At 65.4% G+C, this 14,295-nt stretch carries 16 protein-coding genes and 1 pseudogene; 10 read left to right on the top strand and 7 right to left on the bottom strand.

Annotated features, from left to right (window positions below; genetic code table 11):
* The first annotated feature begins 144 nt into the window (after positions 1-144).
* From purU to codA, 7 genes are all read left to right on the top strand, one after another.
* A complete protein-coding gene (gene purU, locus JKV55_RS09725) occupies positions 145-1,011 on the top strand; it encodes a formyltetrahydrofolate deformylase (RefSeq protein ID WP_202084698.1) in 867 nt (288 codons plus the stop codon).
* 57 nt (positions 1,012-1,068) lie between these two features.
* Positions 1,069-1,413, top strand: coding sequence for a cupin domain-containing protein (locus JKV55_RS09720; RefSeq protein WP_094041384.1), 345 nt, complete (start codon positions 1,069-1,071; stop codon positions 1,411-1,413).
* Between the two features lie 297 nt (positions 1,414-1,710).
* The gene (locus JKV55_RS09715) at positions 1,711-2,658 is read left to right on the top strand and encodes a DUF368 domain-containing protein (protein ID WP_202084696.1); all 948 of its coding nucleotides are present in this window, start codon (positions 1,711-1,713) and stop codon (positions 2,656-2,658) included.
* Positions 2,659-2,736: 78 nt separating this feature from the next.
* Positions 2,737-3,138 carry a cupredoxin domain-containing protein gene (locus JKV55_RS09710; RefSeq protein WP_202084694.1) on the top strand — a complete coding sequence of 134 codons (402 nt, stop codon included), beginning with the start codon at positions 2,737-2,739 and terminating at the stop codon, positions 3,136-3,138.
* A gap of 3 nt (positions 3,139-3,141) precedes the next feature.
* Positions 3,142-3,756, top strand: coding sequence for a LolA family protein (locus JKV55_RS09705; RefSeq protein ID WP_202084692.1), 615 nt, complete (start codon positions 3,142-3,144; stop codon positions 3,754-3,756).
* A 7-nt stretch (positions 3,757-3,763) separates the two neighbouring features.
* The gene (locus JKV55_RS09700) at positions 3,764-4,243 is read left to right on the top strand and encodes an SRPBCC family protein (protein ID WP_202084690.1); all 480 of its coding nucleotides are present in this window, start codon (positions 3,764-3,766) and stop codon (positions 4,241-4,243) included.
* Positions 4,244-4,322: 79 nt separating this feature from the next.
* Positions 4,323-5,564 carry a cytosine deaminase gene (gene codA / locus JKV55_RS09695; RefSeq protein ID WP_202084689.1) on the top strand — a complete coding sequence of 414 codons (1,242 nt, stop codon included), beginning with the start codon at positions 4,323-4,325 and terminating at the stop codon, positions 5,562-5,564.
* Positions 5,565-5,908: 344 nt separating this feature from the next.
* Here the strand turns inward: codA and JKV55_RS09690 are convergent, their stop codons facing one another.
* Positions 5,909-6,958 (bottom strand): NADP(H)-dependent aldo-keto reductase, encoded by a 1,050-nt coding sequence (locus JKV55_RS09690; protein WP_202084687.1) that lies wholly within the window; start codon positions 6,956-6,958, stop codon positions 5,909-5,911.
* A gap of 191 nt (positions 6,959-7,149) precedes the next feature.
* Between JKV55_RS09690 and JKV55_RS09685 the strand changes: the two genes are divergently transcribed.
* Complete coding sequence (locus JKV55_RS09685) at positions 7,150-7,725, top strand: DUF5610 domain-containing protein (protein WP_202084685.1); 576 nt, start codon at positions 7,150-7,152, stop codon at positions 7,723-7,725.
* 5 nt (positions 7,726-7,730) lie between these two features.
* Here JKV55_RS09685 and JKV55_RS09680 read toward each other — a convergent pair whose 3' ends face one another.
* From JKV55_RS09680 to JKV55_RS09665, 4 genes and pseudogenes are all read right to left on the bottom strand, one after another.
* Entirely contained in the window at positions 7,731-8,429 is a 699-nt protein-coding gene (locus JKV55_RS09680) for a GGDEF domain-containing protein (RefSeq protein WP_202084683.1), read from the bottom strand.
* Between the two features lie 6 nt (positions 8,430-8,435).
* Positions 8,436-8,627: pseudogene (locus tag JKV55_RS20225) on the bottom strand (hypothetical protein); the annotation flags it as partial.
* A gap of 64 nt (positions 8,628-8,691) precedes the next feature.
* Entirely contained in the window at positions 8,692-9,495 is an 804-nt protein-coding gene (locus JKV55_RS09670) for an alpha/beta fold hydrolase (protein WP_202084679.1), read from the bottom strand.
* Positions 9,496-9,647: 152 nt separating this feature from the next.
* Positions 9,648-11,558 carry a PhoX family protein gene (locus JKV55_RS09665; RefSeq protein WP_202084677.1) on the bottom strand — a complete coding sequence of 637 codons (1,911 nt, stop codon included), beginning with the start codon at positions 11,556-11,558 and terminating at the stop codon, positions 9,648-9,650.
* 96 nt (positions 11,559-11,654) lie between these two features.
* Between JKV55_RS09665 and JKV55_RS09660 the strand changes: the two genes are divergently transcribed.
* On the top strand, positions 11,655-11,807 hold the full coding sequence (locus tag JKV55_RS09660; protein ID WP_202084676.1) for a hypothetical protein: 153 nt from the start codon (positions 11,655-11,657) through the stop codon (positions 11,805-11,807).
* An 18-nt stretch (positions 11,808-11,825) separates the two neighbouring features.
* Positions 11,826-12,008 carry a hypothetical protein gene (locus JKV55_RS09655; protein ID WP_202084674.1) on the top strand — a complete coding sequence of 61 codons (183 nt, stop codon included), beginning with the start codon at positions 11,826-11,828 and terminating at the stop codon, positions 12,006-12,008.
* A 131-nt stretch (positions 12,009-12,139) separates the two neighbouring features.
* Here JKV55_RS09655 and aguA read toward each other — a convergent pair whose 3' ends face one another.
* Together aguA and aguB are read right to left on the bottom strand one after the other, a co-directional pair.
* Positions 12,140-13,210, bottom strand: a complete 1,071-nt coding sequence (gene aguA, locus JKV55_RS09650; RefSeq protein WP_202084672.1) for an agmatine deiminase — start codon at positions 13,208-13,210, stop codon at positions 12,140-12,142.
* Positions 13,210-14,100, bottom strand: coding sequence for an N-carbamoylputrescine amidase (gene aguB / locus JKV55_RS09645; RefSeq protein WP_202084670.1), 891 nt, complete (start codon positions 14,098-14,100; stop codon positions 13,210-13,212). Before aguB ends, aguA begins: the two co-directional genes overlap by 1 nt.
* Between the last annotated feature and the right edge of the window lie 195 nt (positions 14,101-14,295).

The following is a 14,295-nucleotide window of genomic DNA, read 5'->3' as shown; positions in this document are numbered from 1 at the left end:
ATGGACAACGGCTCCGGGGTGTTAGCGGCAGGGTGCCCGGGTTCTGGATTCCCGCCTGCGCGGGAATGACGAAGCTTGTTATCAAGGCAAATTTCATACCGGCGCGGCCCAGGCCCGCCGGCACCACCAGCAGGAGGCTGACGCATGCAAGTCAACGATACCCTGATCCTCACCGCCACCTGTGCCAGCCGGCTGGGCACCGTGGACGTGGTCACCCGCTACCTGTACGAGCAGGGCTGTTACGTGGCGGACATGCAAACCTTCGACGACGCCCGCGCCGGCCAGTTTTTCATCCGGGCCGAGTTCCGCCGGCCGGCGGACGGCGACTTCGACGAGATGGCCTTTCGCGACGGCTTCGCCCCCAAGGCGGCCCGTTTCGACCTGCAGTGGCAACTGACCGAGCGCAAGCGCAAGCCCAACGTGGTGATACTGGTGTCGAAATTCGACCACTGCCTCAACGATCTGCTGTACCGCTACCGCACCGGGCAACTGGCCATCGAGATCCCGGCCATCATCTCCAACCACCCGGATCTGCAGCGGCTGGCCGACTGGCACCATATTCCCTACTACCACCTGCCGGTGACCGCCGATACCAAGGCCGAGCAGGAAGCCAGGATGTGGGACATCATCAACGAAAGCGAGGCGGAGCTGGTGGTGCTGGCGCGCTACATGCAGGTGTTGAGCCCCGAGCTGTGCGACAAGCTCGCCGGCTGGGCCATCAATATCCACCATTCGCTGCTGCCCGGCTTCAAGGGCGCCCAACCCTACCACCAGGCCTACGCCAAGGGCGTCAAGCTGGTGGGGGCCACCGCCCATTACATCAACAACGAGCTGGACGAAGGCCCCATCATTACCCAGGGCATCCAGCCGGTGGATCACAGCCACTATCCGGAAGACCTGGTGGCCAAGGGGCGGGATGTGGAATGCGTCACCCTGGCCAAGGCCATCCAGTACCACATCGAAAAGCGGGTATTCATGTACCAGGGCAAGACGGTGGTACTGGGCAACTGACAACGCACAGGGCCGGCGGCGCCGGCCAATAACCTCAAACAGCGACAAGGAGACATCATGTCCGACAAGATCACGGTATTGCGCGATACCCAGCCCACAGTACTGCTGGATGCCACCAAATGGGAAAAGCTCTCCGGCGACCCCCATACCGTCAACCTCAACGCCTACACCTCGGAAGACGGCAGCAAGATCATGGGCACCTGGCTGTGCACCCCGGGCAAGTGGGCGGTGAACTACACCAAGTGGGAATACTGCGACTTCCGTGAAGGCTACTGCATCCTCACCCCGGAAGGCGGCGAGCCCATCCACCTCAAGGCCGGCGACATCTTCGTGGTCGAGCCCGGCTTCCGGGGCACCTGGGAAGTGGTGGAAACCGTGCGCAAGTACTTCGTGTTTGCCTGAACCCCCTGAATATGGTGCCGGCCGACACGCCGGCACCCAACCTCTGGCAGTCACCCCCGTTTTTCAGTCACTTCCACTTTGCAGTCACTGCCGCTTTTCAGTCACTACCGCGAAGGCGGGAGCCCATTTCCGACGACGGCTCCCAGCGCGGACGAAGTGCGGTATTCGCTGTTACAGCCCTACGGAAATCATTAGAATGGCCGCCCTTGGGGGCGGCCTCGTGCGTATCAGGCATCAAGGTGGTCGCGTGTCGCGCTGCCCGACGATGACCTTAAGTGATGATTGCTGGATGGATATATGAAAAAGTCTTTACTGCTTTACCTGAAAGGCATGGCCATGGGCGCCGTGGACGTGGTACCCGGTTTTTCCGGCGGAACCGTGGCGCTGATCACCGGGATCTACGACCGGCTGCTGGGCGCTCTCGCCGCCATGCCGCAAGCGGCGATGCTGGTGGCAAGGGGACGGATCAAGGACGCCTGGCGGGCCTGCCAGGCAGGCTTCCTGGCGACGGTACTGCTGGGCGTGATCACCAGCGTATTCAGCTTGGCAGGGGTGATCAGCTACCTGATGGTGGAATATCCGGTACTGCTCTGGTCCTTCTTTTTCGGCCTGGTGCTGGTATCTGTCTACCTGGTGGGACGAGAGGTGTCGCGCTGGAGTCTGAGCCCGCTATTGGGCTTTGCCCTGGGATTGGGGCTGGCGATCTGGATCACCCTGGCGGCGCCGCTGCAACTGCAGGCCGATCCGCTGACGCTGTTCTTTGCCGGTGCCGTGGCGATCAGCGCCATGTTGCTGCCGGGGGTTTCCGGCAGTTTCATCCTGGTGCTGCTGGGACTTTACCCTGTGGTGCTGGGCGCCCTGAAAAACCTGGAGGTGGGAATACTGGCGGTGTTCTGTGCCGGCTGCCTGCTCGGCCTGCTGTGCTTCTCGCGTCTGCTCAGCTGGATGCTGACCCATCTGCGTGACCTGGCCCTGGCTTTTCTCACCGGTATGTTGCTCGGCTCCCTGGGCAAGGTCTGGCCCTGGAAGCAGACCCTGACCTGGCAGACCAACAGCAGGGGCGAGTCCTATCCGCTGCTGCAGGAGAATTTGCTGCCCGGGCGTTTCAGCGAGCTCAGCGGCCAGGATGCCCAACTGCTGCTGGCGGTGCTGCTGGCTATCGCCGGCGTCACCCTGGTGCTCGGCCTGGAGCGGTTGGCCCGTCGCCGGGGCAACGCCGAGGTGGCGGACGGCCCCCGGGCATAGCGACCGCTTCAGCCCGCTACGCGGCCGGGCAGCCCCTGCTGCTATGCTGAACAAGAGAGGGTTGGGCCGGGAGGCGTTATGAATGGGCGATGGCAAGGCGTGCTGCTCCTGCTGGCGGCACTGGCACCGGGGGCGGGGTGGGCCGAGCCGGTGCCGGCCCGGCTCGATGCCGACGGGGTGCAGCGGGTGGAGGTGGTCGGCGGCAACTATTTCTTCCGCCCCGACCATGTCGTGGTCAGGGTCGGGATACCGGTGGAGCTGGTGGTCAGCAAGGAGCCGGGGCTTACGCCCCACAGCCTGGTGATCTGGTCGCCGCGCATGGGGCTGGATGTGGATGAAATGCTGGGCCGGGAGGCCAGGGTGATCCGCTTTACCCCCACGGCCACCGGCCAGACTCCCTTTTACTGCCGGGAAAAGCTGGCCTTCTTCCCCAGCCACCAGGAGCGGGGCATGGCGGGCGTGCTGGAGGTGGTGGAGTGACCCATGTTGAGCGGAATATTGCTGCTGATGGCGCTGGCGCTGGATAGTTCGGACCCGCTGGAGCAAGCCCAGGCCCGCTTCGACGCGCTGCAGGGCTACCGGCTGGAGCTGCGCAGCGAAGGGCCGGGGGGCAACCAGCTGCTGCGTTATGCCTACCGCCAACCCGGCCTGGTGCGGCTGGACGTGATCTCGCCCCACGCCGGCGCCGTGCTGATCTACAGCCCCTACAGCGAGCGGGTGCGGCTCTGGCCCTTCGGCCTGAACGGCCCCTCCCTGAGCCTGAGCCCCGACAACCGGCTGGTGAAAAGCCCCCGCGGCCACCGGCTGGACAGATCCGACGTGGGCGTGCTGCTGCAGAGCGTCCGGCGGCTCGGCTTGCAGGGGGAGCTACGTCTGCTGGGAGAAAGCTGGCTGGGCGAGCGCCTTGTGCTGCAGCTGCTGGCACGGGGCCCGGCCGAGCCGGGCCAGCCGGCGCGCTATGAGATCTGGCTGGACAAGTCCCTGCTGTTCCCGGTGCGGGTGATAAGCCACGACGCCCGGGGCAATCTGCTCGAAACCGTGTGGCTGGAGCACATCGAGCTGGATCCGCCCTTTGCCGACGATCTCTTCTTTCCCTGAGGCCCGCATGGCGTGCTATCACTTCGTGACCCACTGGCGGATAGCCGCCCCGCTGGAAGCCGTGTACCGGGCCATCAGCCAGTCCCAGCGCTGGCCCCTGTGGTGGCCGGGGCTGGTGCGGGTGCGGGAGCTGGCCGCCGGCGACGCGCGCGGCATAGGCCGGATATACCGTTACCACTGGCAGAGCCGGCTGGGCTACGGCCTCAGGTTCGACATGCGGGTGATCCGGCTCTATCCGCCGCGGGTGATAGTGGGCGAGGCCCGCGGCGATCTGGATGGCTGGGGCTGCTGGCAGCTGACGGAACAGGCGGGCATTACCCGGGTCCGCTACGAATGGCGGGTGCGCACCACCCGCCGCTGGATGAACCTGGCCGCCCCCCTGGCCCGGCCATTGTTCGCCTGGAACCACCATGCGGTAATGCGGGACGGCGCCGCCGGCCTGGCCCGCTGGCTTCACGCCCCGGGGCTTGACGGCCGCCGGCATTAGCGCCGGCCTTGTTTCCCCCGGGCCGGGCGGGCTATGCTGCGAAAGGACCTTATTGAATACCTAGTGGCAGGGGGACGGAATGAACATCATCAATGCCAGGCTGAGAAAAACGGAAGGGCTCTTTACCCTGGAGCTGGCCGAGGGGCATTTCACCGCCATCAGGCCCCAGGCCGCCGCCCTGGCGGCAACGCCGGGGGTGCTGGACGCGGGCGGCAACCTGTTGTGCGCGCCCCTGGTCGAGCCCCATATCCACCTGGATGCGGCGCTCACCGCCGGCGAACCGAACTGGAACATGAGCGGCACCCTGTTCGAGGGCATAGAGCGCTGGGCCGAGCGCAAGCCGCTGCTGACGCCGGAAGATGTGGAGCGGCGGGTGCTGAGCACGGTGGAGCTGCTGGCGGCCAACGGGGTCCAGCATGTGCGCACCCATGTGGACGTGACCGACCCGGGGCTGGTGGCACTGAAAAGCCTGGTCCGGCTGCGCGAACGGCTGAAGCCGGTGCTCGATCTGCAGATAGTGGCCTTTCCCCAGGAGGGGATACTGTCCTACCCTAACGGCAAGGGGCTGATGGAGCAGGCGCTGGCGGAGGGCGCCGATGTGGTGGGCGGCATTCCCCATTTCGAGTTCACCCGGGAATACGGGGTGGAGTCCATGCGCTGGGTGATCGATCTGGCCAAACGGCATAACAAGCGGGTGGACGTGCACTGCGACGAAACCGACGATCCTGCCTCCCGCTTCCTGGAGGTGCTGGCCACCGCCGCCCTGGAGGCCGGTATGGGAGACAGGGTCACCGCCAGCCACACCACCGCCATGCATTCCTACGACAACGCCTACTGCTCCAAGCTGTTCCGGTTGCTGAAGATGTCCGGCATCCACTTCGTGTCCTGTCCCACCGAGAGCATCCATCTGCAGGGGCGCTTCGACAGCTATCCCAAGCGCCGGGGCGTGACCCGGGTGAAGGAGCTGCTGGCGGCGGGCATCAACGTGGCCCTGGCGGAAGACTCCATCCGGGATCCCTGGTATTCCCTCGGCAACGGCAAGCTGCTGCGGGTGTTGGACGCGGGCCTGCACATCTGCCAGATGATGGGCTACGAGGACATTTCCCGGGCGCTGGATCTGATCACCGACAACGGCGCCCGGGTGCTGGGCCTGGACGACTACGGCATCGCGGTCGGCAAGCCGGCCAGCTTCGTGATCCTGGAAGGGGAGGACGATTTCGAGGTGATCCGCCGCCAGGGCGAGGTGCTCTATTCGGTGCGCCGGGGCCGGGTGCTGGTGGAGCGGCGGCCGGCGGAGCTGGTCCGCCGGCCGGTGATCTGAACGGCCGGGCCGTCCTGTCCGCGAAGACGGACATCCAGGGGCCGGCGAAAAAATAGTCATTCCCGCGAAGGCGGGAATCCAGGCAGATCAAAGCAGGCGTCGCCGGCCGTCGCGGCGTCATTCCCGCGAAGGCGGGAATCCAGGGCCGGCGACGCGGAGCTTAACCGATCCGAGTTCCGGCCTAGGTTCCCTGGGCCCCCGCCTGCGCGGGGGAGACGATCTTTAGTTGCGGGGGAGACGATCTTAAATTGCGGTGGTGACGCTCTTAAGTTGCGGTGGTGACGCTCTTAAGTTGCGGTGGCGACGGTCTCTAATACCTGCCCCAAGACACGGCGGCGTTGTTATCAGGGCGCCGGATTGGACCACTGGCGGTGGATCTCGTCGATGCCGGCCAGCACCGCTTCGCTCAGTTCGACCTCTACCGAGGCAATGTTTTCCTCCAGCTGCGCCAGAGTGGTGGCGCCGATCAGGTTGCTGGTCACGAAGGGCCGGCTGTTGACGAAGGCCTGGGCCAGTTGCACCGGGGTCAGGCCGTGCTCCCGGGCCAGCGCCACGTAGGCGCTGGTGGCGGCGCGGGCCTGGGGGTTGCAGTAGCGCTGGAAACGGCTGTACAGGGTGAGGCGGGCGTTTTCCGGCCGGGCACCGTTCTCGTATTTGCCGCTCAGCATGCCGAAGGCCAGGGGCGAGTAGGCCAGCAGGCCCACCCCCTCGCGCAGGCTGAACTCCGACAGCCCCACCTCATGGGTACGGTTGAGCAGGTTGTAGGGGTTCTGGATGCCCTGAATGCGCGGCAAACCGTGCTTGTCCGCCGCGGCCAGGAATTTGTGCACGCCCCAGGCGGTTTCGTTCGACACGCCGATATGGCGGATCTTGCCCGCCTTCACCAACTCATCCAGGGCTGACAGGGTCTCCTCGATGGGGACGCTCTCTTCCTCCACCAGGGTCTCGAAGCCGAGCTGGCCGAACATGTTGGTGGTGCGATCCGGCCAGTGCAGTTGGTAAAAATCCACGTAATCGGTGCGCAGCCGGCGCAGGCTGTCGTCCAGGGCGGCGACGATATTGGCCCTGTCGAGCTTGGGCTGGCCGTCGCGGAAGTAGGAAGGGCGTTTGGGATCCCGGGAGCGGCCCACCACCTTGGTGGCCAGCACTATGTTGTCGCGGTTGCCGCGTGCGGCCAGCCAGTTGCCGATCATGGTTTCGGTGCGACCCTGGGTTTCCTGGCGCGGTGGCACCGGGTACATCTCGGCGGTGTCGACCAGGTTGACGCCCCGATCCAGGGCCAGGTCGAGCTGGGCGTGGGCCTCGGCCTCGGTGTTCTGCTCGCCCCAGGTCATGGTGCCCAGGCCAATCAGGCTGACGTCGAGGTCGGTATTGCCCAGTTTTCTGTATTTCATGGGATTTCCTTAGCGGGATTAATGAGTTGGAACAGAAACGCCATGGCCACAGGGTAACAGCAAAAGCGGGTCGAGATCACGATGGCCGCTCATCTTCGCGCTGCTCCTGCCGATAATATGGGGCCGGAGTGAATGACTGAACAATCACTCCGGCCCCATTGATTCAGGAGGATATGATGACGGTGCCACCCATGTTAAAGACCCAGGTCAGCCACCCTGGCCGGACCAACCCGGAAAACGCCAAGGCAACGGACAAGCAGGCCGAGCACAGCCCCGGGGCAGAGCTGTCGAAGGTGCGGGATGAGCTCAAGGCCCGCAGCAACAAGGGGTTGATTGAGGCCATGTTCGGGGCGGCGGATAAAAGCAACGACAAGAGCATGCGCATTTTCTTCCGGGAGGTGCTGGACAAGCTCAATGCGGAGCTGGGCGAGGAGTTCGCCGTGACCGAAGACAGGATGGCGAGCGAGCGTGACGATTTCTGGTCGCCGGAAAACACCGCCGAGCGCATCGCCAACGGGGCCCTGGGCCACTTCGATACCTTTAAAAAGCAACATCCCGACTTGACCGAACCGGAGCAGGTGGAGCAGTTTCTGGCGAAAATTACCAAGGCCATCGACCAGGGCTATGGCGAGGCGGTCAAGGTACTGGACGGGCTGGGGGTGTATGCGGGCGCTATCAAGGACAACGCCGAAGCCACCCGTGCCCTGGTGGACGAACGGCTGGCCGCCTTCCGCGAGGCCCGGCTGGGGCCGGCAGCCGGGGCATAAGGGGCTCAGTCCCTGGCCGGACTGACCTTTATCCGGTTGCGTCCTGCTTCCTTGGCCCGGTAGAGGGCGCCGTCGGCCCGGCTGAACAGGCTGCTCTGGGTGTCGCCCGGCGCACACTGGGCCAGGCCGATGCTGACGGTCACCGGGCCGAAGGGCCAGCGCAGCCGAGCTACGCTGGCCAGCTGCCGTTCCGCCAGCCGGACGGCCTCGGGGAGGAGGGTGTCCGGGAGCAGGATGGCGAATTCCTCGCCGCCCACCCGGGCCAGGCAGTCGAGTTCCCGAATGCCGCCCTGCATGGTGCCCGCGATCTGTTGCAGCACCCTGTCGCCGGTGTCATGGCCCTGGCTGTCGTTGATGCGCTTGAAGTGATCGATGTCGGCCAGCAACAGGGAAAAGGGAGCCCGGCTGCGCTCAAAGCGGGCCAGCAGCCGGGCCAGCTCCTGCTCGTAGCGGCGGCGGTTGAAGACGCCGGTCAGCGGATCCGTTTCGGCCTGGTGAGCCAGGCGCTGGTTGAGTTCGGTCAGTTGCCGGCGGGCCTGCTCTAGCGCCTGGTTGGCCGCCTCCTTTTCCGCCGCCGCCTGCTCCGCGTCCCGCCGGGCCTGGAGTAACTGGGTTTCTATCTGATCCCGTTGCCTGGTGGGCATCAGCGCCAGGAGGTAGCGGCTTGTGCTTCCTTCCTGGTGGCGGCGGGCATTGAGCAGCACCGGCAGCTCGCCGCCGGTGCGGGCGAGCAGGCGAAAGGCGATTTCATCGACCCGGCCATGGTGTTGCAGGGCGGGCAGGATCTGCGACAGGTAGAAAATCCGGCCGGCCGGCCCCAGCAGCCGCTCGACGGGCTGACCGTGCAGTTGCCCTTGCGAGTAATCGAGCCAGCCGCAGAGCTGGGCATTGGCGTCGAGGATGCGGCCCTGCTCGTCCAGCTTGAGCAGGCCGCAGGGAAGATCATCGGGGTGGGCGAAGGCGTGCTCAGACAGCGGCCAGCTCCTGCCGCAGGGCGGCGATAACGGCGTCGGGGTGGCTGAGATGGGGATAATGCCCGCTGGCCGGCAGCCGGTGCAAACGGCAACGAGGCAGGTGACGCCCCAGGTATTCGATGGCGGACAGCGGCACCACGGCGTCGGTGTCGCAATAAAGGATGGAGGTCGGCACCGTGACCCGCGGCAGCCGTGCCCGGATATCGCTCATAAAGGTGACTTCGGCAAAGCGGCGGGAAATGGCCGGTTCGGCGGCGGCGAAGCGTTGGCGCAAATCCTCCGCCAGCTCGGGACGATGAGGGTTGTCCATCACCAGGGGGGCCAGGTGCCCGGCCCATTCCACATGGTTGCGCTCCATCATGTCGAGCAGGGCCCGGATGTCGGCCGGCTCGAAACCGCCCTTATAGTCACCGTCATTCACATAGCAGGGGGAGGGGCCGATGGCGATCAATTGCCGGAACCGCTCGGGCTGGTCGATAGCGGCCAGCATGCCGATGGCCCCGGCCACCGAATGGGCAACCAGGGTGGCCTGCTCAAGTCCGAGCGCGTCGCAGAGTTCGAGCAGATCCCGGGCGTAGCCCTCCAGGCTGCCGTGGCGGCCCGCATCGTAGGCGGACAGCTCGGAGCGGCCGCAGCCCACATGATCGAACAAGACGATACGGTAATCCGCCTCAAAGGCCGGGATCACCCGATGCCAGATCTGCTGATCGCAGCCGAAGCCATGGGCAAAGATCAGCGGAGTCTTTCCCTGGCCACTAAGCTGGACGTGATGGCGTGCGAGCACTGGCTGAGTCATGGGGCTCCAGATGATTCCTTTAGGGGGGATGCGCGCTTATTGTGCGCATGACGCCGCATTATATCCAGACATTTGTGGTGGCGCCCGGCAACGACGGTGAGGGAACGCAAAAAAGGGGCCGCGGCCCCTTGGAGAAGTGACCTTTACTGGCTTCAGGCGCCGATGATGCCGCCGTCTTCCCGGGTGACTATCATCACGCTGGAGCGGGGGGTGCTGTCGCCGCCCAGGGGGAAGTGGGAGCCGGCCAGCTCTTCGCCCGGGTGCTGGATGCCCACGAACAGGGTCTTCTGATCCGGGGTAAAGGCCAGGCCGGTCACTTCACAGGCCACGGGGCCGGTGAGGAAGCGGCGGATCTCGCCGCTGTCCGGATCGGCGCACAGCATCTGGTTGTTGCCCTGGCCGGCGAAGTTCCCTTCGTTGGAGTAGTTGCCGTCGGTCTGGATCCACAGCCGGCCGCCCTGGTCGAAACCGATGCCGTCCGGGCTGTTGAACATGTTGTCGGCATTGAGGTTGGCGGAGCCGGCGTAGAGACTGCCGTTATGCACCTCGGGGTTGCCGGCCAGCACGAACAGATCCCAGTCGAAGCCCTCGGCGCTGTGGCGGCCGCCCTCCGGGCGCCAGCGTACTATCTGGCCATAGTGGTTTTCGGCGCGGGGGTTGGGGCCGTCCACCGGCTGGTTATCCTTCACGCCGCGGTTGCGGTTGTTGGTCAGGGTGCAGAACACCATGGGCTCGGTGGGGTGGACCGCCACCCACTCGGGCCTGTCCATGGTGGTGGCGCCCACCTGGGTGGCGGCGAGGCGGGCGTGGATCAGCACCTCGGCCTGGCTGTTAAAGCCGTTTTCCGGGGTCAGGCCGTTCTTGCCGAAGGAGAGCTCAATCCATTCGCCCTTGCCCTTGAGCGCGCCATTGGGGCCGTTGTGGAACTTGGCCACGTAGAGGGTGCCGTCTTCCAGCAGGTTGCGGTTGGCGGCCTGATCCTTGGGGTTGTACTTGTTTTTGCTGACGAAGCGGTAGATATGCTCGCCGCGCTCGTCGTCGCCCAGGTAGACCACCACATGGCCGTCCCGGTCGATCACCAGTTCGGCGTTTTCATGCTTGAAGCGGCCCAGGGCGGTGCGCTTGATGGGGGTGGACGAGGGATCCCTGGGATCGATTTCCACCACCCAGCCGAAGCGGTTGGGTTCGTTGGGGTGTTTGGCCAGGTCGAAACGCTCGTCGAATCGGTGCCACTGGTAGCCGGCGTCTTCCGCGGCCACGCCGTAACGGGCCAGGGCCGGGGAAAGTTCAACCTCGCCGTCGGTGCCGAAGTAGCCGTTGAAGTTTTCCTCACAGGTGAGGTAGGTGCCCCAGGGGGTCATGCCGTTGGCGCAGTTGTTGAAGGTACCCAGCGCCCGCTCGCCCTTGGGGTCGGCACTGGTCTGCAGCAGGGCGTGGCCCTTGGCCGGGCCGCTGATGATCATGGGGGTGTTGGCATCGATGCGGCGGTTGAACTTGCCGTCCTGCTCGAAACGCCAGCCGTCGGCCTGCTTCTTGAGGGTGATGACGGACACGCCGTGGGCGGCCTGGGCGCGCCTGACGTCGTCTTCGCTCATGTTCTTGCCCTGGTGGGAGAACATCAGCTCGTAGTTGGTGTATTCGTTGTTGATGGCCAGGATGGCGGTGCTGTCGTCGACCGGGAAGAAGCTCATGCCGTCGTTGTTGTCGCCGAATTGGCCGGCCTGATCGGCGGCCTTGTTGCCGCCGTTGTCGATGAATTCGGCGACGTTGGAGAACAGGGGGTCACCCCAGGAGATCAGGCGTTCCACCTTGTAGCCTTCCGGCACCACTATGGTGTCCTTGGTGCTGGCGGGCACGGCCTTGAAGCCCATCAGCGGGCTCTTGCCGGTGGCGGCGGCGATGGCGCGGGAAATCGGCGAGGCGCCGAAGAAGGCGGCGGCACCCAGGGCGGCGGCGCCACCGAGGAAGCGGCGACGGCTCAGGCCCTGCTCGACCATCTGGGTAAACTCGGGCACCTGGTGACGGGGATGGTTCTGTTCATCCTTCAGTTCAAACTGGCTCATTTTTAAATTATCCTTTGCTCACATGGGGTTACGACCACGCCATGCTAGAAGGCAAAAATGTCAGTTTGATAACAATGGGATGACAGGAAGACGACAATGCGAGTAGAAACCGCCGATACCCTGGCGAAAGTGATCATCGTGGTGCAGGCGGTGCTGATCAGCCTGCTGCTTATCGGCAGCGGTTTGTTGATGCAGCGGGTGACCGAGAATGGCGAGCAGGCACCGACCCTGCAGGGCCCGCTGCTGTGACTGTTCCTGGCGTTGCTGGTGGCCGCCTGGCTATGGCTGTGCCGCCGGGCCTGGGCGGGTTATCTGTCCACCGAGGGCATGGGTAAACAATGGCCTTTCTGGGTACTGGTGGCGGTGCAGTTGCCGTCCTTTCCCCTGGGCACCATCATGGGCGCGGGGCTGATCTTCCTGAAGATCAAGTTTCATCCCCGTAGCCAGTAAAGGCGGTAAACCGGCCAGGGTGGAGGTCAGTCGACCAAAGTCCGGCGCCGTTGGGGGTAGGGTCCGTTGAAACGGACCCTACGGCAAACCACGGCGCCGATGGGGGCTTACTGAAATGGGCCCTGCAGGGGTTACACCGCCGGGATCTGCTGGGTGATGCAGTGGATATTGCCGCCGCCGAGCAGGATCTCCCGCGCCGGCACGCCCACCACGTCCAGCTCCGGGAAAATGGTCTCCAGCAGCCGTCGGGCCTCGCCGTCGGTGCGCTCGTCCAGCAGCGGGAATACCAGCCGCCGGTTGCTGATCAGGAAGTTCACGTAGGAGCCCGCCAGCCGCTCGCCGGCCAGCCGGGGCACGGCGGCGCCGCTGGCCACCCCGGCGGCCTCCTCCTCGGTCACATAGAGGGGGCCGGGCTGGGGCAGCTTCCACACCCTGAGCTTGCGGCCCCTGGCGTCCACCGCCTGCTCCAGCACCGCCAGCGCCGCCCGGCTGCGGGCGTACTGGGGATCGCTTTCATCCTCGCACCAGTGCAGCACCACCTCGCCGGGGCGGGCGAAACAGGCCATGTTGTCGATATGGCCGTCGGTCTCGTCCATATAGACCCCTTCCGGCAGCCAGATAAAGTGGCTGACGCCCAGGGTCTCCCTCAGGTGCTGCTCTATGTCCACCTGGCTCAGGTGGGGGTTGCGGTTGGGGTTGAGCAGGCACTCGGCGGTGGTGAGCAGGGTGCCTTCGCCGTCCACATGGATGGAGCCGCCTTCCAGCACCAGCGGGCTTGCCACCGCCGGCAGCCCGTGCACCGCCAGCATGGCCCGGGCCATGGCCTGATCCCGGTCCCAGGGGTGGTAGAGGCCGCCCTCATGGCCGCCCCAGGCGTTGAAGCGCCAGTCGAGGCCGACGGCCTCGCCCTTGCCGTTCACCACCACGGTCGGCCCCGTGTCCCGGGCCCAGGCGTCGTCGCTCTCGATGGCCACCAGCGTGATCTGGGGCGGCATCACCGCCCGGGCCTGGTCCATCTCCTTCGCCGGCACCGCCATATAGACGGGGGTGGCGGCGGCGATGGCCTCGGCGACCCGGGCGAAGGTGGCCTGGGCCGGGGCGCCCTGCTCGCGCCAGTTGTCCGGCCGGTGCGGCCAGATCATCCACACCGCCTGCTGGGGCGCCCATTCGGCGGGCATATAAAAGCCGTTCAGCTGTTCCATCAGCGGCCTCCCGGGGTCTTGCCGTCGGAGGTCATCAGCGCCTGGTACATGGCCGGGCGGCGGTCGCGGAACAGGCCCCAACTGATGCGGGTGTTGGCGATGGCGTCCAGATCGAAGCTGTGCACCAGCACGCCCTCGGAGCTCTTGTCCGCCTGCTGCACCAGCTCGCCGAACTGATCGGCGATAAAGGAAGAGCCGTAGAAAGTCATCTCCAGGCCGTCGATGTACTTGCTCTGCTCGGTGCCGATGCGGTTGGAGGCGATCACCGGCACCAGGTTGGCGGCGGCGTGGCCCTGCTGGGTGCGGGTCCAGTGGGGCTGGCTGTCGATTTCCGGGTAGGCGGGCTCGGAGCCGATGGCGGTGGGGAAGAAAATCAGCTCGGCGCCCATCAGCGCCAGGCTGCGGGCGGTTTCCGGGAACCACTGATCCCAGCAGATGCCCACGCCGATTTTGGCGTAGCGGGTCTGCCACACCTTGAAGCCGGTGTCGCCGGGGGTGAAGAACTGCTTCTCCTGGTAGGCCGGGCCGTTGGGGATATGGGTCTTGCGATAGACATCGAGCAGGCTGCCGTCGGCGTCGATCACCACCAGGGAGTTGTAGTGGGCGTAGCCGGCGCGCTCGAAGAAGCTGAGCGGCAGCACCACCTCCAGCTCCCTGGCCAGGGCCTGGAAGTGGCGGATCAGCGGGCTGTTGTCCACTTCCTGGGCCAGGGCGAAGTGCTCGGGGCTCTGGTCGATGCAGAAATAAGGAGTTTCAAACAGCTCCTGGATCAGGATGATCTGGGCGCCCTGAGCGGCGGCCTGGCGTACCAACTGCTCGGCGCGGGCGATATTCTCTTCTTTGTTCCAGCTGCAGGCCATCTGGGTGGCGGCCACGGTAACCATTGCCATGGTGAACTCCTTATACAAGTGAATTGTCACTGGGTTGTTGGGGTGGCATGACCCCGGGCAGACAGCCTCGTAATGGAAGAGGAGGTCAAAGGGCCTGCACCGACGACCGTCACATGCCAGGGATGGCATGTGCGAGCGTACAGGGAGGTATTTACAGCGTGTCGGCGGTGCAGGCCCTTTGGCCGACCGGCAACC

The organism is Zobellella iuensis, assembly GCF_016746085.1.
Lineage (GTDB): Bacteria > Pseudomonadota > Gammaproteobacteria > Enterobacterales > Aeromonadaceae > Oceanimonas > Oceanimonas iuensis.
Note: the sequence above shows the minus strand (reverse complement) of the source record. Positions and strands in the feature narration are given on the sequence as shown.

Excerpts from the sequence above, each read along its gene's own strand:
- JKV55_RS09665 (WP_202084677.1), bottom strand. The coding sequence starts at position 11,558 with ATGAGCCAGTTTGAACTGAAGGATGAACAGAACCATCCCCGTCACCAG.
- aguA (WP_202084672.1), bottom strand. The coding sequence starts at position 13,210 with ATGGAACAGCTGAACGGCTTTTATATGCCCGCCGAATGGGCGCCCCAG.
- JKV55_RS09660 (WP_202084676.1), top strand. The coding sequence starts at position 11,655 with ATGCGAGTAGAAACCGCCGATACCCTGGCGAAAGTGATCATCGTGGTG.
- JKV55_RS09715 (WP_202084696.1), top strand. The coding sequence starts at position 1,711 with ATGAAAAAGTCTTTACTGCTTTACCTGAAAGGCATGGCCATGGGCGCC.
- purU (WP_202084698.1), top strand. The coding sequence starts at position 145 with ATGCAAGTCAACGATACCCTGATCCTCACCGCCACCTGTGCCAGCCGG.
- JKV55_RS09720 (WP_094041384.1), top strand. The coding sequence starts at position 1,069 with ATGTCCGACAAGATCACGGTATTGCGCGATACCCAGCCCACAGTACTG.
- JKV55_RS09685 (WP_202084685.1), top strand. The coding sequence starts at position 7,150 with ATGTTAAAGACCCAGGTCAGCCACCCTGGCCGGACCAACCCGGAAAAC.
- codA (WP_202084689.1), top strand. The coding sequence starts at position 4,323 with ATGAACATCATCAATGCCAGGCTGAGAAAAACGGAAGGGCTCTTTACC.
- JKV55_RS09670 (WP_202084679.1), bottom strand. The coding sequence starts at position 9,495 with ATGACTCAGCCAGTGCTCGCACGCCATCACGTCCAGCTTAGTGGCCAG.
- aguB (WP_202084670.1), bottom strand. The coding sequence starts at position 14,100 with ATGGCAATGGTTACCGTGGCCGCCACCCAGATGGCCTGCAGCTGGAAC.
- JKV55_RS09690 (WP_202084687.1), bottom strand. The coding sequence starts at position 6,958 with ATGAAATACAGAAAACTGGGCAATACCGACCTCGACGTCAGCCTGATT.
- JKV55_RS09705 (WP_202084692.1), top strand. The coding sequence starts at position 3,142 with ATGTTGAGCGGAATATTGCTGCTGATGGCGCTGGCGCTGGATAGTTCG.
- JKV55_RS09700 (WP_202084690.1), top strand. The coding sequence starts at position 3,764 with ATGGCGTGCTATCACTTCGTGACCCACTGGCGGATAGCCGCCCCGCTG.
- JKV55_RS09710 (WP_202084694.1), top strand. The coding sequence starts at position 2,737 with ATGAATGGGCGATGGCAAGGCGTGCTGCTCCTGCTGGCGGCACTGGCA.